The 23,899-nt window shown below is 44.4% G+C and carries 20 protein-coding genes; 14 read left to right on the top strand and 6 right to left on the bottom strand.

Annotated elements, in window-relative coordinates; translation table 11 throughout:
• Window positions 1-45: 45 nt before the first annotated feature.
• The 5 genes from ACT6NU_RS06110 to ACT6NU_RS06090 all read left to right on the top strand — a co-directional run bounded on the left by ACT6NU_RS06110 (window position 46) and on the right by ACT6NU_RS06090 (window position 7,379).
• Window positions 46-3,459, top strand: a complete 3,414-nt coding sequence (locus ACT6NU_RS06110) for a hypothetical protein (RefSeq protein ID WP_445383577.1) — start codon at window positions 46-48, stop codon at window positions 3,457-3,459.
• Window positions 3,452-3,868, top strand: coding sequence for an rRNA maturation RNase YbeY (gene ybeY, locus ACT6NU_RS06105; RefSeq protein ID WP_445383576.1), 417 nt, complete (start codon window positions 3,452-3,454; stop codon window positions 3,866-3,868). Before ACT6NU_RS06110 ends, ybeY begins: the two co-directional genes overlap by 8 nt.
• 2 nt (window positions 3,869-3,870) lie before the next feature.
• Window positions 3,871-5,739 (top strand): tRNA uridine-5-carboxymethylaminomethyl(34) synthesis enzyme MnmG, encoded by a 1,869-nt coding sequence (gene mnmG, locus ACT6NU_RS06100; RefSeq protein ID WP_445383575.1) that lies wholly within the window; start codon window positions 3,871-3,873, stop codon window positions 5,737-5,739.
• 56 nt (window positions 5,740-5,795) lie between these two features.
• A complete protein-coding gene (locus tag ACT6NU_RS06095) occupies window positions 5,796-6,638 on the top strand; it encodes a class I SAM-dependent methyltransferase (protein WP_445383574.1) in 843 nt (280 codons plus the stop codon).
• Between the two features lie 234 nt (window positions 6,639-6,872).
• Entirely contained in the window at window positions 6,873-7,379 is a 507-nt protein-coding gene (locus ACT6NU_RS06090; RefSeq protein ID WP_445383573.1) for an OmpH family outer membrane protein, read from the top strand.
• Between the two features lie 53 nt (window positions 7,380-7,432).
• Here ACT6NU_RS06090 and ACT6NU_RS06085 read toward each other — a convergent pair whose 3' ends face one another.
• On the bottom strand, window positions 7,433-7,831 hold the full coding sequence (locus ACT6NU_RS06085) for a DoxX family protein (protein WP_445383572.1): 399 nt from the start codon (window positions 7,829-7,831) through the stop codon (window positions 7,433-7,435).
• Window positions 7,832-7,844: 13 nt separating this feature from the next.
• Entirely contained in the window at window positions 7,845-8,996 is a 1,152-nt protein-coding gene (gene holB / locus ACT6NU_RS06080; RefSeq protein WP_445383571.1) for a DNA polymerase III subunit delta', read from the bottom strand.
• A gap of 111 nt (window positions 8,997-9,107) precedes the next feature.
• Between holB and ACT6NU_RS06075 the strand changes: the two genes are divergently transcribed.
• The 3 genes from ACT6NU_RS06075 to ACT6NU_RS06065 all read left to right on the top strand — a co-directional run bounded on the left by ACT6NU_RS06075 (window position 9,108) and on the right by ACT6NU_RS06065 (window position 12,974).
• Window positions 9,108-10,301, top strand: a complete 1,194-nt coding sequence (locus ACT6NU_RS06075; protein WP_445383570.1) for a phosphoglycerate kinase — start codon at window positions 9,108-9,110, stop codon at window positions 10,299-10,301.
• A gap of 110 nt (window positions 10,302-10,411) precedes the next feature.
• A complete protein-coding gene (locus ACT6NU_RS06070) occupies window positions 10,412-11,980 on the top strand; it encodes a LysM peptidoglycan-binding domain-containing protein (RefSeq protein ID WP_445383569.1) in 1,569 nt (522 codons plus the stop codon).
• A 13-nt stretch (window positions 11,981-11,993) separates the two neighbouring features.
• A complete protein-coding gene (locus tag ACT6NU_RS06065) occupies window positions 11,994-12,974 on the top strand; it encodes a DUF4837 family protein (protein WP_445383568.1) in 981 nt (326 codons plus the stop codon).
• Between the two features lie 73 nt (window positions 12,975-13,047).
• Here ACT6NU_RS06065 and ACT6NU_RS06060 read toward each other — a convergent pair whose 3' ends face one another.
• From ACT6NU_RS06060 to ACT6NU_RS06045, 4 genes are all read right to left on the bottom strand, one after another.
• Complete coding sequence (locus ACT6NU_RS06060; protein WP_445383567.1) at window positions 13,048-13,218, bottom strand: DUF6747 family protein; 171 nt, start codon at window positions 13,216-13,218, stop codon at window positions 13,048-13,050.
• Between the two features lie 186 nt (window positions 13,219-13,404).
• The gene (locus tag ACT6NU_RS06055) at window positions 13,405-13,575 is read right to left on the bottom strand and encodes a DUF6747 family protein (protein WP_445383566.1); all 171 of its coding nucleotides are present in this window, start codon (window positions 13,573-13,575) and stop codon (window positions 13,405-13,407) included.
• Between the two features lie 156 nt (window positions 13,576-13,731).
• The gene (locus ACT6NU_RS06050; RefSeq protein WP_445383565.1) at window positions 13,732-16,239 is read right to left on the bottom strand and encodes an OmpA family protein; all 2,508 of its coding nucleotides are present in this window, start codon (window positions 16,237-16,239) and stop codon (window positions 13,732-13,734) included.
• A gap of 265 nt (window positions 16,240-16,504) precedes the next feature.
• Entirely contained in the window at window positions 16,505-16,687 is a 183-nt protein-coding gene (locus ACT6NU_RS06045) for a twin-arginine translocase TatA/TatE family subunit (RefSeq protein ID WP_445383564.1), read from the bottom strand.
• 196 nt (window positions 16,688-16,883) lie between these two features.
• On the opposite strand from ACT6NU_RS06045, the gene ACT6NU_RS06040 reads away from it, so the two are divergent.
• The 6 genes from ACT6NU_RS06040 to rfbA all read left to right on the top strand — a co-directional run bounded on the left by ACT6NU_RS06040 (window position 16,884) and on the right by rfbA (window position 23,895).
• Window positions 16,884-17,753 carry a M23 family metallopeptidase gene (locus tag ACT6NU_RS06040; RefSeq protein WP_445383563.1) on the top strand — a complete coding sequence of 290 codons (870 nt, stop codon included), beginning with the start codon at window positions 16,884-16,886 and terminating at the stop codon, window positions 17,751-17,753.
• 5 nt (window positions 17,754-17,758) lie between these two features.
• Window positions 17,759-19,255 (top strand): GH3 auxin-responsive promoter family protein, encoded by a 1,497-nt coding sequence (locus ACT6NU_RS06035; RefSeq protein WP_445383562.1) that lies wholly within the window; start codon window positions 17,759-17,761, stop codon window positions 19,253-19,255.
• 96 nt (window positions 19,256-19,351) lie between these two features.
• On the top strand, window positions 19,352-21,019 hold the full coding sequence (locus tag ACT6NU_RS06030) for a DUF6909 family protein (RefSeq protein ID WP_445383561.1): 1,668 nt from the start codon (window positions 19,352-19,354) through the stop codon (window positions 21,017-21,019).
• 4 nt (window positions 21,020-21,023) lie between these two features.
• Complete coding sequence (locus ACT6NU_RS06025) at window positions 21,024-22,025, top strand: hypothetical protein (protein WP_445383560.1); 1,002 nt, start codon at window positions 21,024-21,026, stop codon at window positions 22,023-22,025.
• Window positions 22,022-23,029, top strand: a complete 1,008-nt coding sequence (gene rfbB, locus ACT6NU_RS06020) for a dTDP-glucose 4,6-dehydratase (RefSeq protein WP_445383559.1) — start codon at window positions 22,022-22,024, stop codon at window positions 23,027-23,029. The genes ACT6NU_RS06025 and rfbB overlap by 4 nt, the downstream gene beginning before the upstream one ends.
• Window positions 23,029-23,895, top strand: a complete 867-nt coding sequence (rfbA, locus tag ACT6NU_RS06015; RefSeq protein WP_445383558.1) for a glucose-1-phosphate thymidylyltransferase RfbA — start codon at window positions 23,029-23,031, stop codon at window positions 23,893-23,895. The genes rfbB and rfbA overlap by 1 nt, the downstream gene beginning before the upstream one ends.
• Window positions 23,896-23,899: the final 4 nt, after the last annotated feature.

Here is a 23,899-nt window from a genome sequence, read left to right as displayed (position 1 = left end):
TGAATTGGCGGCATCATACTATCTTGGTATTAAATATACTTGATTTTGCAAAGTTATCAACTTATCGTCAGGAAACTGGAAGCCTTTCTGAATCAATACTATATCCGGGAATTGATAAAAGGAGGCTGCCTTTTTGTTTTTAGCCTGGGGATGGCGGTAGTGGTATCCAGCGTTCTCGAGTATTTACTTTGGATGAGCAGTGGCCTAAGGACTGTACTTTTCTGGGGGATGTTGCTACTCTTTGCTTTATTGGCGTATCGGTACCTGATCATCCCGATACTTCAATTATTCCGGATAAAGAAAGGCCTTAGCTACAACCAGAGCGCCAGGTTAATTGGCACACATTTTCCGGAAGTGGCAGATCGCCTCCAGAATTTGTTGGAACTGGCCGGCAACAAGGAAAAATCCGATTTGTTACTGGCAAGTATCGAACAGCGATCAGCCGGGCTTAAGGAAATCCCGTTTACAAAAGCAATCCCGCTTAAGGAGGGATATAAATATTTTCGGTTTGTAGCTATTCTGGCAGGAATATGCGCACTGATTTGGGTCAGTGGAAAAGGCCTGGAACTATTGCAGTCTTATAAGCGTGTTGTGCAATACGATATGGCTTTTGAGGCCCCCGCCCCCTTTGCGTTTGCGATCTTAAATGAAAACCTGAAGACACAGGAAGACAAAGCTTTTGTCCTCAGGGTACGGACAGAAGGTAAGGTGCAGCCAGAATCCGTATCTGTGATTATTGGGGATAAGCCCTATATAATGGAAGATAAGGCAAGTGAATTTGAATACACCTTTCGACCACCTTTAAGAACACAAAACTTTTACCTGCAGGCTAACGGAGTACGCAGTAGCCCATATATGCTGAAAGTATTTGAAGTCCCTGTGGTTGATCGGTTTGAAATGGAACTCAAATACCCCGCATATTTGGGGCTGGATAACAAAACAATAAAAGGTACCGGAAACGCATCAGTTCCCGAGGGTACCCAAATCGAATGGCAGATATCTACAGTACATACAGAGGCCTTAAATTATTCGGACAGGGATACTTCCTTTGTGCTGTTATCAGATAATAATCAGTTTTATGTCCGCAAAAAGCTCTTCAAGGACAATGAGTATTACATGACTACTTCTAACGGTAATGTCAGGGATTATGATCAAATGCGCTATGCTATTGAGGTGGTGCCGGATCTGCGGCCGGAAATACGCGTAAAAATGGTCAGGGATTCACTCAATCCGAATGCAGCTTATTTTATGGGGGAGGCACTGGATGATCATGGATTAAGGAAGCTGGAGCTGGTCTATTACGCTGAGGGTCAGTCCGAAGACGAGCATGTCAAAGTGGAGATTGCGAAGGCAGGAGGTATTTTCAGGCAATTTTATTATACGTTTCCGTCAGGATTGGAGCTGGACGCGGATCGTAATTATGTACTGTATTTTCAGGCCACCGACAATGACGGATTAAGAGGAGGAAAAAGAGGTCGGAGTGAGGAATTTTATATGCGTGTACTCGGGGCAGAAGCCTTGGAAAACGTTCGATTGGAATTGGACAGGGATTTGATAGAAAATCTTGATAAATCCAGGGAATTCTTACAGGAAAATGAAAAAGAGCTGGAGCAGCTAATGAATGACCAGAGAGAAAAGTCTGCCCTGAATTACGAAGATGAAAAGGAACTGGATCAATTTCTGCAAAAGAAAATCAGGCAGGAAAGGTTGATGGAGAAGTTTAGCAAATCGCTTTCTGAGAATATGAAAACGGAGGAGCAGGAGGAAAAGGACGAATTACTAAAGGAGCGTCTTGAGCGACAGGAGGCAGAGGCCAGGCGAAATGCTGAGATGATGGAAGAGATGCGAAAAGTACTGGACAAGCTTGATAAGGGGGCTTTACAGGAAAAGCTGGAAGAGATCGCAAAACAACAGATGGGAAATGAACGCAGCCTGGAACAGTTACTGGAGTTAACTAAGCGTTATTATGTTGAGCAAAAGGCTGCACAATTGAGTCGGGAATTAATCAAACAGGCTGAGCGGCAAGAGCGATTATCTGAAAATAAAAATTTAAAGGAACAACAGACCAAAGGGGAACAGGTCAAATTAAATGAGGAATTCCGGAAGTTAACAGAAGAACTAAAAGAACTGGAAAGGGATAATGAGGATTTGAGAAAGCCGCTTCCATGGTCAAGGGATGAAAAGAAGGAGCAGCAGATCAGTGCGGAACAAGAGGAAGCCGAAAAAATCATAAATGATGCCAGCCCGGATGATAATGAAAAAACGAAGCAGGCAGAAAAGGCAAATAAAAAGCAAAAAGCTGCAGCCCGAAAGTTAAAAGAACTTGGGGAATCACTACAAACAGCAGGGTCAGCAGGAGCGGAGAGTGGCGTGGCAGAAGACGCCGAGATGCTAAGGCAAATCCTGGATAATTTAGTGGTGTACTCCCTGGAACAGGAAACACTATTCGATAGGGTAACTGATTTTAATGGTGATCAGGTAAGGGGTAGTTCCTATACGCGAAAACAACAGGAATTACGGAAGCTATTTGAACATGTAGACGACAGTCTTTTTGCTTTGTCGTTACGAAAAGCCGAGATCGCTGAAAAAGTCAATAAGGAGATTACAGATGTGTATTATAATACCGATAAAGCCTTAAAAAGTTTTAGTGAGAACCAGTGGTATCGGGGGGCTTCCTATCAACAATATGTGCTCACGGCCTCCAATGAACTGGCGGCATTTTTAGCGGATGTGCTGGATAATATGCAGGAATCTATGAAGCCCGGGAAGGGTTCTGGAGGAGGAAAGCAATTACCGGATATAATTATGAGTCAGGAGGAGTTACAGCAGCAGATGCAGGGATCATCATCAGGAAAAAGCGGGAGTCAGGGCGAATCAGGAAAGGAAAAGGGAGATGGGGAAAGTGAGGACGGACAGTCTCAAGGCGGAAAGAAAAAAGGAGGCAGTGATGGTGTAGAAGGCGATAAAAAGGCTGAGGAGGCTTCGGGGAAAGGAAACGGTCAGGAAGGAAATGATGGGAACCAAGGAAATTCTGATGAGTTGGGATATGAAGAGGTGTATGAAATCTATAAGAAGCAACAGGAAATTAGGAGAGAGTTGGAAAAACAATTGGAAGACATGATTATGAAGGCAGATAAGGAATTGGCAAAGAAGATAGCAGCAGAAATGGAGCAATTCGAGAATGAATTACTGCGAAACGGAATAACAAACAACACGGTTAGAAGGCTAAATAGAATACAGCAACAATTAATGAAGCTGGAGAATGCCGCAATGGAACAGGGAGAGGAAAGCAGAAGGAAGAGTAATACCAATAAAAAGACGTTCACGGGGCCGCTTACGACACCGCCGGAAGTATTTAGAAAACAATTGATTGACGTTGAATTGTTAAACAGACAAGTATTACCTTTGCGGCGCATTTATAAAAGAAAGGTGAAGGAGTATTTCAAGGAAAATGATTGAGTTTTTTTATGAGACAGCCGCAGAGGTAGATGAGAAAAAATATACCGATTGGATTATTAGGTGTGCATCGGGGTATGGGTACAGCATAGATTTTTTGAATTATATCTTTTGTGATGACGAGTACTTATTGGAAAAGAATAAGCATTATTTAGACCATGATGATTATACCGATATCCTGACCTTTTCATACGAGAGCCAAAAAGGTGTTGCCGGGGATATTTTTATTTCAGTTGAAAGGGTAAAAGAAAATGCAAAAACATATAAAACATCAGGAGAAGAAGAATTAAGAAGGGTGATGATACATGGCGTGCTTCATTTGATGGGTTTTGGAGATAAAACTAAAAGCGAACAGAGGGAAATGAGGAAGGAAGAGAATACCTGCCTGAAATTGTTCCACGTGAAACATTAAGTATGTTTTCAGAAGAGTATGATATTATAGTTGTTGGAGGAGGACACGCGGGCTGTGAGGCTGCCGCTGCTGCTGCTAATATGGGATCAAAGACATTATTGGTTACTATGAACCTGCAGACCATAGGCCAAATGTCTTGTAACCCGGCTATGGGCGGGATAGCAAAAGGTCAGATTGTTCGCGAAATAGATGCCCTTGGGGGGTATAGCGGAATTATAACAGATAAGTCTGCCATTCAATTTAAAATGCTCAATAAGTCTAAGGGCCCGGCAATGTGGAGCCCGAGGGCCCAGAGTGACCGAATGCGATTTGCCGAAGAGTGGCGCCTTGCTTTAGAGCGAACAAAGAACTTAGATTTTTATCAGGAGATGGTTCGGGGTTTATTGGTAAAAAAAGACCGGGTGGTTGGAGTCAGGACCTCTTTAGGCCTGGACATTTTTGCAAGGGCAGTAGTATTAACTAACGGCACCTTCTTAAACGGTTTAATTCATATTGGCGATAAACAATTTGGAGGAGGCAGGGCTGGTGAAAAAGCGGCTACAGGAATCACCGAACAACTAGAGGAAATCGGCTTCGAATCTGGGAGAATGAAGACGGGAACGCCACCCAGAGTAGATGGCAGGAGTCTGGATTATTCTAAAATGATAGTACAGCCAGGAGACGCGGACCCTGGATGCTTTTCTTTTCTCAGCACAGATGTGCTGAAACAACAGCGGGATTGTCATATGACTTATACCAGCGAGGAAGTACATGAATTGTTGCGTGAGGGATTTGATCGATCCCCTATGTTTAATGGGCGAATAAAAAGTATAGGTCCGAGATACTGTCCTTCCATTGAGGATAAAATCCACCGATTTAAAGATAAGGATAGGCATCAGATCTTTGTGGAGCCCGAAGGATGGGATACAGTGGAGGTTTACGTAAATGGATTTTCTACTTCCTTGCCGGAAGACGTACAGTTTAGAGCCTTAAAATCCGTAGCTGGTTTTGAAAAAGTGAAATTCTTCAGGCCAGGATACGCTATTGAGTATGATTATTTTCCGCCTACCCAATTAAAACACACTTTGGAGACAAAGCTAATCAGTAACCTGTACTTTGCCGGGCAGATTAACGGAACGACCGGGTATGAGGAAGCAGCTTGTCAGGGATTGATGGCAGGAATAAACGCTCATTTAAAATTGAAGGAGAAGGAAGCATTTATTTTAAGAAGGGATGAGGCCTATATAGGAGTCTTAATTGATGACCTCATAACCAAAGGAACAGAAGAACCTTACCGTATGTTTACCTCCAGGGCCGAATACAGAACGCTGTTAAGACAGGATAATGCGGACCTCCGATTAACAGAAATAGGATACAAGTTAGGATTAGCAGGCGAAGAGAGACTAAAGAAAGTGGAGAAAAAACAGAAGGAAAGCGAAGACCTGGTAGGATTTTTTAAAAAAACAAGCTTTAATCCAAACGAGATAAATCCAATTCTGGAATCTGTGGGTTCCCAGAAAGTAAGTCAGGGGGATAAACTTTATAAGGTATTCGCCAGGCCGAGAATTGGTATGGATCAGATGCTTAAAGTACAGGATGTGGCAGACTATGTGAGTGGACATAAGCTGGGGGCTGAGGTACTGGAACAGGCAGAAATTGAAGTAAAGTATTCTGGTTATATTGCTAAAGAAAAGACTAATGCCGATAAATTACAGCGCTTAGAAAATATCAAGATACCTGAGAATTTTAATTACAGAAAGCTAGCCTCCCTGTCTTATGAAGCCAGGGAAAAACTGGAAGCCATCCGGCCGGCAACCCTTTCCCAGGCCTCCCGGATAAGTGGGGTATCTCCAAGCGATATCAGCGTATTACTGGTCTATTTGGGACGGTAGGTTCCACGTGGAACATTGCATTATTTATAAATTACAAATAAACCGATACTCTCCATTTGACTAAAGAATCCCTGCAAATAAAGGACCATTTGGTGAGCGGTGAATCATTCCGCTTAAAGTCTGATCCGGAAACGGGGATCTTTCAAACCCAGCCTGTACCCGAAAATTTAGAATCCTATTACCAGTCTCCCGACTATGTTTCGCATACCGACAATCCATCCGGGCTGATGGGATTTTTATATAAGGTAGTAAAAAGACAAAGCCTGAAAAGGAAAATAAAGCTGATCAACCGGTTTGCTAGCTCCAGGGGAAGACTTCTGGATATTGGTTCGGGAACGGGGTCATTTCTGTTAAGGGCTCAAAGGGAAGGTTGGACCGTTCTCGGAGTAGAACCCAATAAGGTTGCCAGGAATTTATCCCGGGAAAAGAATTTGCAGATAGCATCAGAAATCGAGGATCTTCCGGAGGTAAAATTTGAAGTTATAACGCTTTGGCATGTTTTAGAACACGTTCCGGATCTTGAAAAATATATTCGGTTTATTAAGGAGCGTCTGCAGGCTGAGGGGGTTTTGATTCTGGCCCTTCCAAATCACAATTCCTTTGATGCCAAATTCTATAAAGAGAACTGGGCTGCTTATGATGTGCCGAGACACCTCTGGCACTTTTCAAAAGCCTCTGTCAAAAAAGTCTTCGAACCGAGGGGGTTTGTACTGAAGCAGATTAAGCCGATGTGGTTTGATGCTTTTTATGTGAGCTGGCTGTCTGAGAAATACAAAGGAAATCGGTTTGCACCATTGTATGCATTCTTCATCGGATGGTTCTCAAACCTGAGTGGGTTACTCAGCAAGGAGTATTCTTCTCACATATACATCCTTCATAAGGCTATAGAGGTCAAATAAGCCTATATAAGCCTACTTCTCATTCCGGACATCGAATCCTATCCCGAAAAACATTTGGTTAAAACAGGGGGCTTGAATAATAGTCTTTATAAATAGATTATAACAATAGAAAGAGGCTTGAACAATAGACATAACTAATAGTTGGTTTTATAGGCTATTTGAAATTAACAACTTTTTCGGGGCCCATCTGAAAAGCTTTTCTATTTTTGCGTGCTAATTGACAAAACAGGAATCATGAGAAACGTATTAATATTGATAGCTGTATTTATCCTGGCGGGTTGCCAACAAGATAAAATTGCCTTTGTTGACAATGTAAAGTTGATGGACGGCTATCAGCGAAAAATAGATGTTGAAGCTGCCTATCAGCAAAAATCGCAGGTCTTTGCTCAAAAGAGGGATAGTATTTCCCAGGCTTTCCAGGCAGAGGCACAGATGATGCAAAGCAAATCCAAGGGAATGTCTGACCAAAAGGCACAGGAGGAATATGGAAACCTGCAACAACGGGCTCAAATGATTGGGCAGCAGCTGCAGCAGGAAGAACAGCGAATGCAGCAGCAGGGGCAGGTTCAGATGGACAGCGTTGTATCGCTCGTAAAAGAAGCCATTAAGTCTTACGGGGAGCAAAACGGTTATACCTTCATTTTAGGAGGCGGCGATGGAGGAGGAGTCCTCTACGGTGCTGAAGCGAAAGATGTAACGGAAGAAGTGCTGCAGGTACTGAACGAAGCGTACAAGAAATAAGAAATTCTTTAGCAGATTTAAGGAAAGACCCCTCGCGAAAGTGAGGGGTCTTTTTATACTGAAAGAAGGAAGACAAGAAATACGGTTGGAATAAAATATACAACTATTGTCCGGGCACCTTCGTAGTCTTTTGCAATCCGTTGCCCGAATAACAACATCAACAAGGTTATTGCCGAAAAGATGGCACCGTAAAGCGCCAGGCTGCCATCATCATTAAAGGCTAATTGATAAATACCCAGCAGACACAGTAGGCCCGAAACCAGTTCAAATACCAATAGGGTTCCGAGCAAGGCCGGAACCATATTCTTAAATGGGGACTCGGCAAAATGCCCTTTTAACCAGGATAGGTTTCCACTCCAGTCCGATACTTTATCCCAGCCGCTTTGTAAAAGGGTTATCAGGAGCATCAACAGAATTAAAATCTCGGTAATGTTGGACAGAATTGTTTTCATTATTGGTGTTTACTCAGGCGGCTTTCATGTGTAAAAGCCTGGTTAGTTTTATAGAAAGATCGGTAAAAACGATTTTCGCGTTGCCATTCCGGCTTATATGGTAAATGGCTGATTCCAGTTCGCGCACCATAGGTTGTATATTATTCTCGTGCACAAAAGGGGCAAATTTCTGGAGGTTAAAATCTTCCTGGTGGATATTGATGTATACCAATTCGTTTACGCGATAATTCAGCAAAAGCGCCTGACGAATCAATGTAAGGCAATACAACAGGAACTTTTTCTGAGTTTCCCTGCCCGTTTTTGCGATTTCCTCACTCCACAGGATCAGTTCATGTACCGCAGCCTTATTGCCTTTTGCCTTAAAAGCGGTACGGGTCCATTGAATGAACCATTTCTCAAACACAAGGTCCTCAGAATCGTTAAGCAGCAAATCAAGCGCCTTGTTGAAATTGCCATTCGCCTCATGGGCAACCTGTGTGGCCTCCTCCCGCGAAGACCCGTTTTTGATAAGCCCTTCTGCAATGACCTGCTCCGGCAGGGGAGGGAAATGCAGTACCTGGCAACGGCTGCGAATGGTTTGCAATAATTGCTCCTCGTCTTCTGCAATCATAAGGAGCACCGTGTTTTCTGGAGGCTCCTCAATTAGTTTTAGCAGCTTGTTGGCGGCGGCATTGTTCATCATTTCCGCCATCCAGATTATCATGATTTTATATCCGCCTTCGTAAGCTTTCAGGCTGAGTTTTTTTACAATGTCATGCGCTTCGTCCACTCCAATCTGACCCTGCTTTTTCTCTACCCCGATGCTCTGGTACCAGTCAAAAAGGTTGCCGTATGGCTGGCGATCTATAAACTCCCTCCATTGCCTGATGTAGTGGTCGCTTACCGCATGGCTTTTAACGGTGCCGGAGTTGGCAACAGGGTAGGCAAAATGCAGGTCTGGATGCATTAGCTTTTCACATTTGGAATTACAGTCTGGTTGCCCTCCCGTATTTTCTCCATTTTGATTAGCACAAAGCAAATATTGCGCATAGGCAATTGCCATTGGGAGCGTGCCACAGCCTTCAGGACCTACAAATAATTGAGCATGCGGAACCCTGCCGTTATCAGCTGAAGTGGTGAGGTGCTGCTTCAGATGCTGAAGCCCTAAAATATCCGAAAAACGCATTGGCCCAAAGATACTATTTTTGATATAGCAGGATTAAAAATTTATCATGCAAGGCAGGGATTCACGGGCATTATTGGTTATTTTCGTACTCCTCAATAAAACAGACAATTCATGAAGACCATAGACGACTTTAATTTTGAAGGGAAGAAGGCCCTGATCCGGGTAGATTTCAATGTACCCCTGAATGAAGCCTTTGAGGTAACCGACACCAACCGAATAGAGGCTGCAAAGCCTACAATTATCAAAGTACTCGAAGATGGGGGTAGTGCTATTCTGATGAGTCATCTCGGTCGCCCGAAAGGACAACCCAGCCCGGAGCTTTCGCTTTCCCATATTTGTGATGCCGTATCGGATATCATTGGGGTTGAGGTTAAGTTTGTCTCGGATTGTATTGGCAAAGAAGCAGAAGAAGCTGTCTCGCAATTGGAAGACGGGGAAATATTACTGCTCGAAAACCTGCGTTTCTATGAGGAAGAAGAAGCTGGAGATGCAGATTTTGCAAAACAACTGGCCCAATGGGGAGATATCTATGTGAACGATGCCTTCGGCACGGCACACAGGGCACATGCATCCACTACGGTGGTCGCTTCCTCCTTTGGGGATCAAAAATGTTTTGGATACCTGCTTGCAAAAGAAATCAAGGCTATTGAGACGGTCATGGAGACGGGTAAAAAACCGGTAACCGCTATTCTGGGAGGGGCAAAGGTCTCCAGTAAAATTACCATAATTGAAAATATCCTTGATAAAATTGACCATCTGATCATAGGCGGCGGCATGACCTATACGTTTGTGAAAGCCCGTGGAGGGAAGGTAGGGGACTCTATTTGTGAGCCCGATAAAGCAGATCTTGCCCTCTCCATTCTCGAAAAAGCTAAAGCGAAAAATGTAGAGGTACATCTGCCGGTAGATGTTATTGCCGCAGACGCCTTCAGCAATGACGCCCAAACCAAAGTGATGCCTGTAGACCAGATAGAAGCGGGCTGGCAAGGCCTGGATGCGGGTCCGGAAACCCTTGAAATTTTTAAGAAAGTAATTCTGGACTCGAAGACCATTCTATGGAATGGCCCGGTTGGAGTATTTGAAATGGAACAATTTTCCAAAGGGACTATTGCAGTGGGGAATTACATTGCAGAAGCCACAGATAAAGGGGCATTTTCGCTCGTTGGAGGGGGCGATTCGGTAGCTGCTGTAAAGCAGTTTGGTTTTGAATCTCAGGTAAGCTATGTTTCCACAGGGGGCGGCGCCATGCTGGAAAGTCTGGAGGGGAAAGTCCTTCCCGGGATTGCGGCCATATTGGAAGACTAATTCAAAGTGAGCTTTCCCTAAGGCTTAAGAGCACTTTAAGAGTCTAAATTTTATTCTTTACCAAAAATGACCGATTTTAGTTTGCGGTACTCTTAACATTCCAAGACCCTATGAGAATTCTGTCTTTTCTGAGTTTACTATGCCTGGCAGGGACGCTTTCAGGGCAGGATGTCCCAGCCGGCAAATCTGCCGGTTCTGAAAAGGACTCCCTTTTGTCAAAAGGCAATCAGAAACTGATTATTGATGCCCCTGTAATTGAACTGGAAAGACGGGATTCCTTGGCGCTAATAGATTTGGAGGCTGCTTCGCGATACGACAGCCTTTGGCTGGTGGAATTATTTGCTTCCGGACAAAGCTTTCCGGAGATGTTTGCCGGGGTTCAGCAGGCTGGAACAGACACAATAACGCCCTTAAAACAGCTGGTAGATACCGAAACCCTCAAGGCCCGCCTGGTGCTTTTGAATAAAAAAACCCCATTTAATATTGAATACAACCCATCCATTGAGGGGGTGATCAACTCTTTTCTGATCCAGAAAAAGGACCTGATGCAGCGCATGCTAACCGCCAGCCAGTTCTATTTCCCGCTTTTTGAGGAAGCTCTTGACAAATACGACCTGCCGCTGGAATTAAAATACCTCGCCATAGTGGAGTCTGCCCTTAACCCCCGTGCCAAATCGCGGGTGGGAGCCACCGGACTCTGGCAATTCATGTACGGAACTGGAAAAATGTACGGCCTGGATGTGAGCAGCTATGTGGATGAAAGGAGTGATCCGGTGAAAGCAACGGAGGCAGCCTGTAAGTATCTCTCCAAATTATATGAAATATTCGGAGATTGGGACCTGGCCCTTGCCGCATACAACTCGGGTCCGGGAAACGTCAACAAAGCCATCAGAAGGTCTGGGGGGTATCAGAATTACTGGAATATCCGCCGAAACCTGCCCAGAGAAACCGCAGGCTACGTACCGGCATTTTTTGCCACCATGTACATCTTTGAATTTGCGCGGGAGCACGGGCTGGAATACACAAAAGCAAATCGGCCTTATTTCGTAACAGACACCGTTAAGATAAAGTCTACCATTACGTTCGAACAGATTTCCAAGTATAGCGGGGTTAGCATGGAAGAGCTGAAAGTTCTGAATCCTGCCTACAAACTAAACATCATTCCGGAAATTTCAGGAAAAGATTATTACCTCCGTTTACCCAAGAGAAATATTGGAATATTTGTAAATAATGAAGCGGCCATCTATGCCCAGGTTAAGGAGGAGCTGGGGAAGAGGGAAGCCCCCCTGCCACAGTTGGTCCAGGCCGATGATCGCATACGGTATCGGGTCCGGAGTGGGGATTACCTCGGAAAAATAGCGGAACGCTACGGAGTGGGGGTAAGCCAGATTAAAAGGTGGAATGGATTGAGAAGCAATGACCTCAGAATTGGACAGCGCCTGACCATTTACCCCAGGAAGCCGGTTACCAGCGTGCAAGCTGAGTCGCAAAAAGCCGCCACCATATCAACCGGTACTGCTGACGGCCCTAAGGTTCATGTTGTGGAGAAAGGGGATTCCCTCTGGACTATTTCACAGAAATATCCCGGCGTGTCTGTAGAGAACTTAAGAGAATGGAACGGGATACGCGGCAACAACCTGCAACCGGGCACCCGTTTGAAGTTATGTAATTGTTCATAGTAAAAATATTAGCATGAAAGTAGTGAGAATTGTGGTGTTGGCTTTGCTGATTTGCGTATCCTGTAAGGAAGGACCCAAAAAAAAGTATAAACCGGCATCCCTTGGGGCGATCAATACCCTGGCGGTTGTAATGGATAACGACCTGTGGGAAGGGGCTGTTGGAGATAAGGTCCGGGAACACTTTGCAGCCCCTGTACTGGGGCTCACCTGGGATGAGCCCTTGTTTAATCTGGAGCAGATGCCCCCCAGCGTGTTTACAGGGACAACCCGGCATCGGCGGGCGGTTTTATATATAAACCGTGACAGCATATCCGGGGCACAGGTACAGACGGATTTATATGCGACCCCACAAAAAGTAGGCGTTATAAAGGCTCCGTCAGATTCGGTCCTGATCAGCACCATTGACACCTATGCCCACCAGGTCATAGCTGCCATTCGCGAGATGGAGCTGGAGGAGGCCCAGCAACGATTTTTCCGTTCGCTAAGTAAGGAAACCGTATTGGAAGAAAAATTCGGGATTTCCCTCAGACTCCCCTCCCTTTATATGGTTGGCAAGCAGGAAGAAAATTTTGTGTGGATCGATCGTGAAATACAGAAAGGCAGTATGAATATTATCGCCTATGAAATGCCTGCAGACAGTTTTCAATCAGATTCAACTTTTATCCGGGATATTGTAAGTATGCGCGATTCAATCGGCAAGAAGTATATCCCCGGGCCTGATATTCCGGACCGAATTACCTATATGGGAACAGAAAAGGCATTTGCCCCTTATGTGTTTCCGGCCGAAATCGGAGGAAAAAAGGGTGTGGAGGTACGAGGGATCTGGGAGGTGGTAAACTACCCTATGGCCGGGCCCTTTCTTACCTATATCATCAATGACAGTATAAACAATCGCAGATTGGTTCTCGAGGGATTTACCTTCGCCCCTTCCACCAATAAGCGTGATTATATGTTTGAGCTGGAAGCCATCCTGAAAACCGTTAAGTTCAAGTAGTCGGAAATTCCGGCCATAAAAAAACCCCCGATCAACGGAGGTCTCTTGTATTGGTTGTTTGGTATAATATTGCTTAATCAAATGCAAAGCCTGTAGAAACCCTGAAAATAAAGGCGTACATCGTCAACAGCCACAGGGCAAAACAAAACCAGGAAAAGGCTTTGAAATACTTCTGCAGAAATAGATTTGTCCAGTTTTTAAAGGCTTCCACGTAGATTTCTTTTACGAGTAATAGTTTTTCCATAAGCTTTCAAGTTCTTTATAATGTCCATGGCAAAGATGCTTGAGAACATATGGAATGTTGCATTAATCGGTTAAAACACTGAAAAATTAGTCATAAGCCCTGAGGGGGTATGAGAATCTCCATGAAAGGACCAAAAACAGGATGAATGACCAGGGCCAAATGTGACCCTGTTAGTTTTTCACAGGCCTAATCGAAGGCAAATCCGGTTGCGATGCGATAGATGAATGCATAGAGCACGATCGCATAGCAAAAGAAGCAGAACCAGAAAAAGGCCTTATACGCATTGCGCAGCATAAAAGAGCCAATCGCTTTGAAGGCCTCATCGTATAATTGTCGGAAGAGTAGAAGTGATTTCATATATAAGTATTAGAGTATACCGTATAAACAGCAGTTAATAGTGCTTCCGTATACAGCCACCCTGTATATGTTGTGAACTGCGGTAGAATTGTTGTCTGAAATGGAAAAGGTCCTTAAAGCGCCCTGTAAAAAGCCGTTAAGAGGCCATAGGGGGGTTTACATTTTAACAATAATAAACTCCGACCTACGGTTTTGCTGATGTTGTGCCGCCGTACAGCGAATGCTGCCGTCACAACCATTGAGGAGGCGTTCTTCCCCATAGCCAATGGCACTGGCTATACGGTTGGGGTCGATTCCGTTTTTGATCAGGTAGTCCCGGGTAGACTTGGCACGCTTATCAGAAAGATATTTGTTGTAGGCGCGTGGCCCCCGTGAATCTGTATGTGATTCAATTTTAATCACCATCTCAGGGTATTCCTTCATGGTAGATACCAGTTTATCCAGTTCGGTGGCCGCATCCTGGCGGATATTGAATTTGTCAAAATCGAAAAAGATCATTTCCGTTTTCAGCTTGCGCACCCCATCCTCTATTGTAATTAGCTCCTGTAGTTTGCGCATGCGCACGTCTGTATACACGAGTTCGTTATCCCTGGTTTCAACCGGGGTAATCGCATCGAAATAATCCGGAGATCCTACTTTCAGGTTATATTTGGTGTTGCCTTCCAGGTCTTCGAAAACAAAGCTTCCCCCTTCATCTGCAATAACCTCTTTCAGTTTGATATTATTTTCATCTAGCAGTTCCACCAGGGCATCCGGCATTACTTCTCCGCTTATCAGGTCCGTAACAATACCGGCAATAGCATTTTCATTCGCCTCTTCAGGCAGTAACCGCTGGAAAGAGTAAATATCATCGTCTCCCTTGCCCCCGCGTCGGTTGGAAGCAAAGTAACCCTTTTGCGTTTCTTCATTTACGATATAGGAGAAATCGTCTTTGTTGCTGTTGATGGGTTTTCCCAGGTTTCTGACTTCCAGAAAACCTTCTTCTGCCTCAAAAGCGACTTCATAGATGTCCAGGCCACCCAGGCCAACATGCCCATTAGAGGAAAAATATAGTTTTTTGTTGTTGATAAACGGGAACATTTCCTTGCGTTCCGTATTGATTTCAGGCCCGAGGTTTCTGGGCTCCGAAAAACTCCCATCTTCCAGTACGTCTACTACAAAAATATCGGTCTCCCCCAGGCTTCCGGGCATATCCGAGACAAAATAGAGTTGTTTGCCATCAGGGCTGAGGGCCGGATGTCCGGTGGAATAATCTTCGCCGTTAAAGGATACTTCGGTGGCTTCTGTCCATTCCCCGTCAATTTTAACCGAACGGTATATTTTTAAGTGATTTACGCCTTTTTTGTCCCTTCGTAATTTCTTCCCATAGTTGTTCCGGGTGAAATACATGGTTTGGTTATCCGGGGAAAAAGTGACCCCCGCTTCGTGATATTTGGTATTGATTTTTTTTGAAAACTTTACGGCGTCTCTGAGTTCATCCGATTCGGAATTCATACGGGCAACGTAAAGGTCCAGGTATGGCTGGTTATTCCATTTATACCTTCTGGTATGAAAAAATGCCGAATCCATGGAAGAGGCAAAAACCAGTTCGTTATCCTGGTGGAACATGGGCGCAAATTCCGAATAACGGGTATTGATAGCCATATTTTTGATAGTGAAACCTTCTTCAGCACTCAGTATATTGTCCAGTGCGGCTTCTTTCTGGGCCATTTCAAGGCGGTTGGATAACGCACTCTTCGTGTTTTGTTGTTTTTTGGAATAAAGACGCAGTAGCCTTTTGGCACGGGAGTATTTTCCCATTCCTTTTAGCGAATGCGCATATTTGAAAAGATCGTCGGGCGCCATATTGTCTTTTTGCCGGTCGTAAAGCTGGTTGTACCAGTAGTAGGCCCTGCTCATATTGGTATTGAAATAGTGCGCATCGGCAACTCTTCTAATGGCTTCAGGCGATTTTTGTCCCGGGTTTCGGCTGAGAGCCGTCTCATAGAGGTCTGCAGCCTCGGCATACCACATTTTATCGAAGTAATCATTGGCCCTTCGCAGTAATTTATCGGCACTGGCAGTGGCCTTTTGAAACGGAGGATCTGAATGTATTGACTCCTTTGGTGCTTCAACGGTTTCCGGGGCAATCAGCTGGGAGGGTTCTTTTGTGGCCTCAACTATATTTTCTGTAACCGGAACGGAGCCAAAAGGGTCATTTTCAACAATGAGAATCCACAGGGCATCCTGATAGCGGCCTTCCAATCCGGATTTACTTTGAGATAGGGCTGTGGAGGCGTTGTCAAAACGGGCTGCATATACGTAATTCAGATTATTTTCGGGGTTTACAAAACTACCGGCCTCAAGCCCTTTTCTATTGAGTTTTCGGATAAGTCTATCGATATTGTTAGTCTCTTTGAAGACTCCCACAACAACATAATACCCTTTGTCAAGCGATTTCAGCCGTTTGAAGCTTCTGACGGCAATCTCGTTTTGTTTGGCCTCGTTCACAAAGGCAGCAGCTTCCCTGGCATTCTGGGCCTCCTGATTCGCGATATTCGCTGAAACGGCTGTTTTTTGTCCATTAGGCTGCTCTTCCGCCTGCTGCAGGACAGCTTGCGGAAAAACCAGTTGGATGAGCAGCAGGTAAACTGCAGGCAGAATGATTTTGATTTTATTAGGCATCTAGGTCGGTAATTGCGACATCTTCAATAGGAATCACCCCACTGAATTTCTATATAACGTCGAAAATAGTCGTTTGAACCTGTTTGGCTAAGTTTTTGTTGTGAAAGAGGGGAAAACTGTCGTGAAAGACTTTGGACTGTGGTTATGAGCACATTACCACTTAAGATAAATTAATCAGAAAGGGTTCTTCCAGAAGAAATAATACTAAAAGGTATAAAAAAAGCACCTTATCCAGGTGCCTTATTTCATTAATCCAAAAAAGGGGTTACTCCTTTTTTTCGTCAAGTTTTTCATCTTCTTTAGAGGCATCTTTGAATTCTTTAATGCCACTACCCAGCCCACGCATCAGTTCAGGAATCTTTTTCCCTCCGAAGAGCAGTAAAACCACCATTACGATGATGGCTATTTGCCAGGGCCCAATTGCTAGGAAAATCATTTGTGCATTCATACCAACATAACTTAAATGGTTTGTAAAGGTAGTAAAAAACAGAATAGAATCATTTTTATTGTCTCATAAGATGTAAATTAGACCAAAGAAGTTCATTCCGTTGAATAATTGGATATTCAGCAGGTAATCAGGAGCGCTTTTTCCTGAGCTTAGAGACTGCTGAACCGGGACGGACTTAAGCTAAAAGGTAGGGACTATGGCCAAGAAGACGAAGCGCAGAAAGGAAATTAAGAGAAAATTACTGCATAAGTACCGTTTGGTAATTCTGAATGAAAGCACTTTTGAGGAGAAAATCTCCTTTAAACTCAGCAGGTTGAATGTATTTGTTACCGGAACACTCGCAGCTATTGGCCTTATAGCATTTACTACCCTGCTGATTGCTTTTACGCCTTTACGGGAGTATATACCGGGCTATTCCTCAACAGCCCTCAAACGCCAGGCGACCGAATTGACTTATAAAACAGATTCACTGGTTACTGTATTAAATTATACTAATCGGTATATTGATAATATCCGTAAAGTGTTAAGCGGGGACATTGAAAACAACAAGATGAACCGGGATTCTATTTTCGAGCCATTTAAACTGGACCCCTCCCAAATAGACCTGAACCCGATACGGGAAGACAGCGTCCTTCGTGCCCAGGTGGCGCTGGAAGATAAATACAACCTCTTCGAGCGCTCATCATTCGATGGCAGTATTCTGTTATATGCACCGCTGATTGGCAACCTTTCCCAGGGTTTTAATCCTGACGAAAAGCACTATGCCGTGGACATTGTTGCCGCAACCGATTCCCCTGTTAAAGCAGTAGCCAACGGAAGGGTTATTTTTTCCGAATGGAGTGCTGCCACAGGCTATGTCATTATAATCGAACACAAAGACGGCCTTTTATCAGTTTACAAGCACAACGGATCCCTGACAAAAGAACAGGGTGACATTGTGCACACAGGGGAGGTAATTGCAACGGTTGGCAATACAGGGGAACTAACCACCGGTCCGCACCTGCATTTTGAGCTGTGGAAGAATGGCAGCCCTGTAAACCCATTGAATTACGTAGATTTTAATTAAATCCTATGTCTGTAAAAGCGATTGCTGCACGCATATTTGCAGCCATTGTAGATTGGAAAACAAACAAATGGCTCAACCACCCGGTTGTATCCCAGGAAAATGTCTTTAAGAGCCTTCTGAGAAAGGGAAGGAATACCCAATTCGGGAAAGACCATCATTTTAGTGAAATCCATACCCATTCAGATTTTGCCCGCAGAATTCCAGTTCGGGATTACGAAGACCTGAAACCTTATGTGGAGAAAATACTCCAGGGCCAGGAGAATGTGTTGTGGCCGGGCAAACCCCTCTATTTTGCCAAAACCTCCGGCACAACTTCCGGTGCCAAGTATATCCCCATTACAGAGGAGATGATCAAAGAGCAGGTAAAGGCGTCCCGCAATGCCATCCTGAATTATATCCATAAAAGCGGAAAAGCTTCATTTGTAGACGGCAAAATGATCTTTTTGCAGGGAAGCCCGGTCCTCTCTGAGAAAAATGGAATTAAAGTTGGCAGGTTATCCGGGATTTCGGCCCATTACGTTCCGGGTTATCTGCAGCGAAACAGGTTGCCCAGCTGGGAAACCAACTGTATTGAAGACTGGGAAACCAAAGTAGATAAGATTGTTGAGGAGACCCTTGATGAAAATATGACAGTTATTGCAGGGATACCCTCCTGGGTGCAAATGTATTTTGAAAGGTTGAAAGAGCGATCGGGGAAGGCCATTGGCGCCCTTTTCCCCAATTTTCAGCTATTCATCTATGGCGGGGTCAATTTTGAACCCTACCGCAATCGTTTTGAAAACCTTATGGGCCGGAAAATTGACAGTATAGAACTCTTTCCGGCCAGTGAAGGGTTTTTTGCCTATCAGGACCAATTGAATAAAAGAGGCCTGTTGCTACTTCTGAACGCTGGTATTTTCTATGAATTTATTAAAGCGGATGAATTTTTTGAACAAAACCCCAGGCGCCATACTATTGGGGAAGTGGAGCTCGGGGTCAATTATGCGATGATACTGTCTACAAATGCCGGCTTATGGGGATATAATCTAGGAGATACCGTTCAGTTTATTTCATTAAAGCCGTATAGGGTAGTTGTCTCTGGCAGGATCAAACACTTTATTTCTGCTTTTGGGGAACACGTAATAGCCAAAGAGGTGGAGTATGCTATGGAAGCTGCACTTTCTGCATCAAAGGCGGAGGTTACTGAATTTACCGTTGCCCCTCAAATTTGTCCGGAAGAAGGAGAACTCCCCTATCACGAATGGCTGGTCGAGTTTCAGAAAGAACCCGAAGACCTCACGGGCTTTTTAGAAATACTGGATGCTGAAATGCAACAGCAGAACAGTTACTATTTTGACCTGATTGAGGGGAAGGTGTTACAACCACTGAAAATTACCAAGATCCAAACAGGCGGGTTTCAGAATTATATGAAATCAATCGGAAAACTCGGGGGTCAAAACAAAATTCAACGCCTGTCCAATGACAGAAAACTGGCAGAAGGGCTAAGTGAATTCCGAAAGTAAATGCTGAGTAGCCCGGGCTTCAGGATATCTTGATTTACGGGGTACTCCGCTTTTCGCAACCGAAATAAAACGTATTTTTGCCTGAGATTATCTTCTATGGAAACAACCCGTGCCCAGGAATCCACTAACGCCATTGAACGCATGTACATTACCATGCGCCACCTTTTCAACAGGGGTTTTTACAAGCCTATGGGGGTGTCCGGGGAAACCCTCAGAAATGCACTGCTTCAGCTGAGACCTGAAATTTATGGATCTATAGCCGAGAATAAGGCAGAACTGGATGGTTTAATCTATGTGCTGGAGCGACTGCCTGAAGGGATTGAACAATGCCGGTACATAAACCTTACTTCGGATGAGGGCTATGGAAAATCACATTTTAAGGCGATTGTCCCCCCCAAAAGGCGACGGAATTGCTACAGGATTGACGAGGAGCAAATGAATATTGAGATCACCCGAGGGAGATCGGATATCTATGACATCCTTACCCATCTCACTTTTTTGTTTATAGAATCCAATAAGATTGGGAAAAGGGTGCTTATTGAAGACACCGATAAAACCATCCGTGACTGGAAGAAGCTGGAAGCGGCGGTTTCCAGGAATAAACTAAGTATGGCTGACAGGGAAGTTGCCCTAATCCATACTGCCAATATTTTGGGCAGGTCTTTTACTGAAGTCAGTGCGGTTTACAAACAGATTGGAACCAAAAAAGATCCGGAGCGATTTTTAAAGATCATTTACTGGTTGGGAAAACTGGCTATCGAAGAAGAAACAACCGGGGAGAAGCGTACCTTAACCTTTAGCGCACTTTTAAGAGAACGCCTGGGACACCATATTCATGGAGAGCGCTGGGCGAATACGATTAAAGAAGAGCTTCACCGCAACAAGCTGCTGGGCCGTCCTATTCATATTATCAGCTCAAACATGCATTCGGTGGTCAATTCACTTTTCGCGCGGAAAGCCCTTAAAAAGGAATTTCCCAAAAACGGTTCCCTGGAGATATTTGAAGCACTGAGTTCTTCCTCCAACGAGGCATTGCGGGAAAAGGTTCTTGCTACTGCTCGTAAAAATGGGATGATCAGTATACCGGATGTCTCGGGCACCAATATTGACGTACAAATCTTCGATATGGCTCGTTTGACAGACGATGTTTGTGGATATGACCTTCCTGAGATGGAAGATAACAGAAAGCCGGTAATTTTGGTGATGGACTATGCTTTTGGGGAGCAGGCATTTGAAAGTATAGATGAATTATTAAAGCCGTATAAGGGGAATGGAGCGCTGGAATTTCTGGATGTGGAATCTATTTCCATTATGGGGAAGGCCGGAATACTGCAAGGAGACAAAGGAGACCTGATGATTCCTTCTGCCCATATTTTTGAAGGAACGGCCGACAATTATCCTTTCAGGAATGAATTGTGCAAAGCAGATTTTGAAGGCCATGGGCTGCAGGTGTGCGAAGGCACTATGGTTACCGTTTTAGGCACCTCCCTTCAAAACAAAGACATATTGAGCTTTTTCCACCAATCCACCTGGAATGTTATCGGTTTGGAAATGGAAGGCGTACATTACCAGAAAGCCATTCAGTCTGCCTCCAAGATCCGAAAGAGCATAAAGGAAGACGTAAAGGTGCGATATGCCTACTACGCTTCTGACAACCCTCTTAAAACAGGGCATACCCTGGCATCCGGGGGCTTAGGGACTACCGGCGTTAAGCCAACCTATTTGATTACCGATAAAATCTTAAAACAAATTTTTAACTCCTGAAACCATGAGTGAAAACCTATCCAATAAACAGGGCAACAATGATGAGATCGATCTGGGGCAACTCTTTAAAATGATCGGTAATGGGTTAAACCGTTTGTTTCACGGCTTTTTGAAAATTTTTCTCTTTGTAAAGAAGAATGTGTTCTGGCTGGGCGGCCTGGCCATTGCGGGAGCAGTCCTGGGCTTTGGTTTAAATAAACTGGTTGGAGTGGAACAGCAAATTGATGTTATTGCTACCCCAAACCTGGACAGCAAGGAGTACCTGTATGATGTTATTGAAGAAATTCAGGCCAATGCCAAAGCAAAGGATACAGCTTTTTTCAGCCAGCTCTCCGTTGATATTGAAAAACTCAAGGGGTTTAAATTAGAAATCACACCAGTGGTTTCTGAGCAATCTTCCAATTTTGAAGATGAACTGGAGTTCCTGGAACTGCTGCAGAAATTTGAAAACAGTGCCGCCATTGAGGATATTGTAAGGGCGCAGTTAATGGATAAGGGCTCTCTGGACCAGCGGATAAGCTTTACCTTCAAAGAAACCGGGACCGTATTGGAAGAAGCCCGGAAAATTATGGCCTATATCAATTCCAATGAATACTACAGAGATCTTATAAAAATCCATACGGAGAACGCCCGGCAACGCATTGAGCGGAACGATTCGCTAATTAAGCAAATAGACCTGCTTATAAATAATTATACCCGAAAAATGATGACAGAGGAAAAGGGCGTGGAGGGGCGACTGGTACTTGAAAACGAGGAACCTTTAAATATCCCGGCATTATTCAATTTGAAAAACCTGCTGATAAAGGATACCGAGAGCAAAAAACTGGAGCTGAAACAAAAGCAGGAAGCCATAACCATTGTCAATTTTGGAAAACCCTACAGGGTAATGAAGCCTTTAATGCAAAAAAACATAGTGCGCTTTCCACTAATTTTTATAGGGTTCTTTTTGCTGATCACACTTTTCAAATACCTCAACCGGAAGTCTAAAGAGATGCAACTAGAATGAGCAGACAGCTGCATAAAACTATTTTGATTACCGGAGGCGCGGGCTTTATCGGCAGCAACTTTATTTTGCAACTTTTAAAAAACACCAAACAGTATAATATTGTCAACCTGGATAAGCTCACCTATGCCGGAGACTTGAAAAACCTGCAGGAAGTACGCGAATTACCCAATTACACCTTTGTAAAGGGAGACATCTGTGAGCGGCAATTACTTTTGGAGTTGTTTAAGAACTACCCAATAGAGGGCATTATCCATTTTGCGGCCGAATCCCATGTAGATAACAGTATAGCAGCTCCGGACAACTTTATACGGACCAATATTGAAGGCACATTCAATTTACTGGAAGTCGCCCGAACACATTGGGCAACTTCAGGAACGGGACGCTTTTTGCACATATCAACTGACGAGGTGTACGGGTCTGTATCGGATGGTTTCTTTACTGAAGAAACGGCTTACGCGCCTAATAGTCCGTATAGCGCTTCCAAGGCTGCAGCAGACCATTTGGTGCGCAGTTACCACAAAACCTATGGGCTGGATACCGTAATTACCAACTGTTCCAATAATTACGGGCCCCGACAGCACCCTGAAAAACTGATTCCCACAATCATTCGAACAGCACTTGCCAATCAACCTATCCCCATATATGGGGACGGTTCCAATGTTCGGGACTGGTTATTTGTAATGGATCATTGTGTGGCCTTACAAGGCATTTTCGAAAAGGCCGGGGCCGGCAGCCAGTACGTAATTGGTGGCGGAAATGAGTGTTCAAACCTTGAAATGGCCCTGAAAATTTGCGGTATTCTTGATAAAGTACACCCCAGGCGAGGCGGAACATATGGGGAACTGATAAAGTTTGTTTCAGACCGGCCGGGTCATGACCAGCGATATGCCGTAAATGCGGCAAAGTTGAAAAAGGAGTTGGGCTGGACCCCTGAAACTTCCTTCGAGGAAGGCTTGAGTATAACAGTAGAATGGTATCTCAATAAATATAAGCTTGTAAAATAATGAAGGGAATTATTCTGGCCGGAGGTACCGGAACGCGATTATACCCACTGACCCTTGCGATCAGCAAGCAACTGATGCCTATTTACGACAAGCCCATGATCTATTATCCCCTGGCAACACTGATGAGTGCCGGGATACGGGAAATTTTAATTATTACCACGCCTTCAGACCTGCAACTCTTTCAAAAATTACTGGGTGATGGATCCCAATTGGGGTGTGCGTTTCATTATGCCACACAGGATCATCCAGGGGGAATTGCGGAAGCCTTTCTTATTGGAAAAGGCTTTATTGGCTCAGAGAAGGTTGCTTTGATCCTGGGGGATAATATATTTTACGGGACAGGTTTATCCGAGCAACTTCAGCAGAATAGCGACCCGGATGGAGGAATTATTTACGGGTATCATGTTCAAAACCCAAGGCGGTATGGGGTAGTCACCTTCGATAAGCAGGGAAATGTGGAGACTATCGAAGAAAAACCGGATAAGCCTAAATCCAATTACGCCATTCCCGGCATCTATTTTTACGATAATGAGGTGATAGAAATTGCCACCCAAATCAAGCCCAGCCACAGGGGGGAATTGGAAATTACGGATGTCAACAAGGCCTATTTATCCATGGGAAAACTTAAGGTGAGTATTCTGGATCGGGGAACGGCCTGGCTGGACACCGGGACCTTCCAGTCACTGATGCAGGCGTCACAATTTGTGGAGGTCATTGAAAACCGGCAGGGCTTAAAAATAGGGGCCATTGAGGAAGTGGCCTATCGAATGGAATTCATAGACGCCACCCAATTGGAATCCCTGGCGCTTCCATTGCGCAATAGCGGATATGGAGATTATTTATTGAGTTTAATTTCGAGATCTTAAACAA

Source organism: Robiginitalea rubriflava, from assembly GCF_052540725.1.
The sequence above is the reverse complement of the archived record's forward strand: the minus strand, read 5'-3'. Positions and strand labels throughout refer to the sequence as shown.

Bases quoted from the DNA above. Each gene is read 5' to 3' on its own strand.
- ybeY (WP_445383576.1), top strand. From the start codon at position 3,452: ATGATTGAGTTTTTTTATGAGACAGCCGCAGAGGTAGATGAGAAAAAA.
- mnmG (WP_445383575.1), top strand. From the start codon at position 3,871: ATGTTTTCAGAAGAGTATGATATTATAGTTGTTGGAGGAGGACACGCG.
- ACT6NU_RS06090 (WP_445383573.1), top strand. From the start codon at position 6,873: ATGAGAAACGTATTAATATTGATAGCTGTATTTATCCTGGCGGGTTGC.
- ACT6NU_RS06085 (WP_445383572.1), bottom strand. From the start codon at position 7,831: ATGAAAACAATTCTGTCCAACATTACCGAGATTTTAATTCTGTTGATG.
- holB (WP_445383571.1), bottom strand. From the start codon at position 8,996: ATGCGTTTTTCGGATATTTTAGGGCTTCAGCATCTGAAGCAGCACCTC.
- ACT6NU_RS06075 (WP_445383570.1), top strand. From the start codon at position 9,108: ATGAAGACCATAGACGACTTTAATTTTGAAGGGAAGAAGGCCCTGATC.
- ACT6NU_RS06070 (WP_445383569.1), top strand. From the start codon at position 10,412: ATGAGAATTCTGTCTTTTCTGAGTTTACTATGCCTGGCAGGGACGCTT.
- ACT6NU_RS06065 (WP_445383568.1), top strand. From the start codon at position 11,994: ATGAAAGTAGTGAGAATTGTGGTGTTGGCTTTGCTGATTTGCGTATCC.
- ACT6NU_RS06060 (WP_445383567.1), bottom strand. From the start codon at position 13,218: ATGGAAAAACTATTACTCGTAAAAGAAATCTACGTGGAAGCCTTTAAA.
- ACT6NU_RS06055 (WP_445383566.1), bottom strand. From the start codon at position 13,575: ATGAAATCACTTCTACTCTTCCGACAATTATACGATGAGGCCTTCAAA.
- ACT6NU_RS06050 (WP_445383565.1), bottom strand. From the start codon at position 16,239: ATGCCTAATAAAATCAAAATCATTCTGCCTGCAGTTTACCTGCTGCTC.
- ACT6NU_RS06045 (WP_445383564.1), bottom strand. From the start codon at position 16,687: ATGAATGCACAAATGATTTTCCTAGCAATTGGGCCCTGGCAAATAGCC.
- ACT6NU_RS06040 (WP_445383563.1), top strand. From the start codon at position 16,884: ATGGCCAAGAAGACGAAGCGCAGAAAGGAAATTAAGAGAAAATTACTG.
- ACT6NU_RS06035 (WP_445383562.1), top strand. From the start codon at position 17,759: ATGTCTGTAAAAGCGATTGCTGCACGCATATTTGCAGCCATTGTAGAT.
- ACT6NU_RS06030 (WP_445383561.1), top strand. From the start codon at position 19,352: ATGGAAACAACCCGTGCCCAGGAATCCACTAACGCCATTGAACGCATG.
- ACT6NU_RS06025 (WP_445383560.1), top strand. From the start codon at position 21,024: ATGAGTGAAAACCTATCCAATAAACAGGGCAACAATGATGAGATCGAT.
- rfbB (WP_445383559.1), top strand. From the start codon at position 22,022: ATGAGCAGACAGCTGCATAAAACTATTTTGATTACCGGAGGCGCGGGC.
- rfbA (WP_445383558.1), top strand. From the start codon at position 23,029: ATGAAGGGAATTATTCTGGCCGGAGGTACCGGAACGCGATTATACCCA.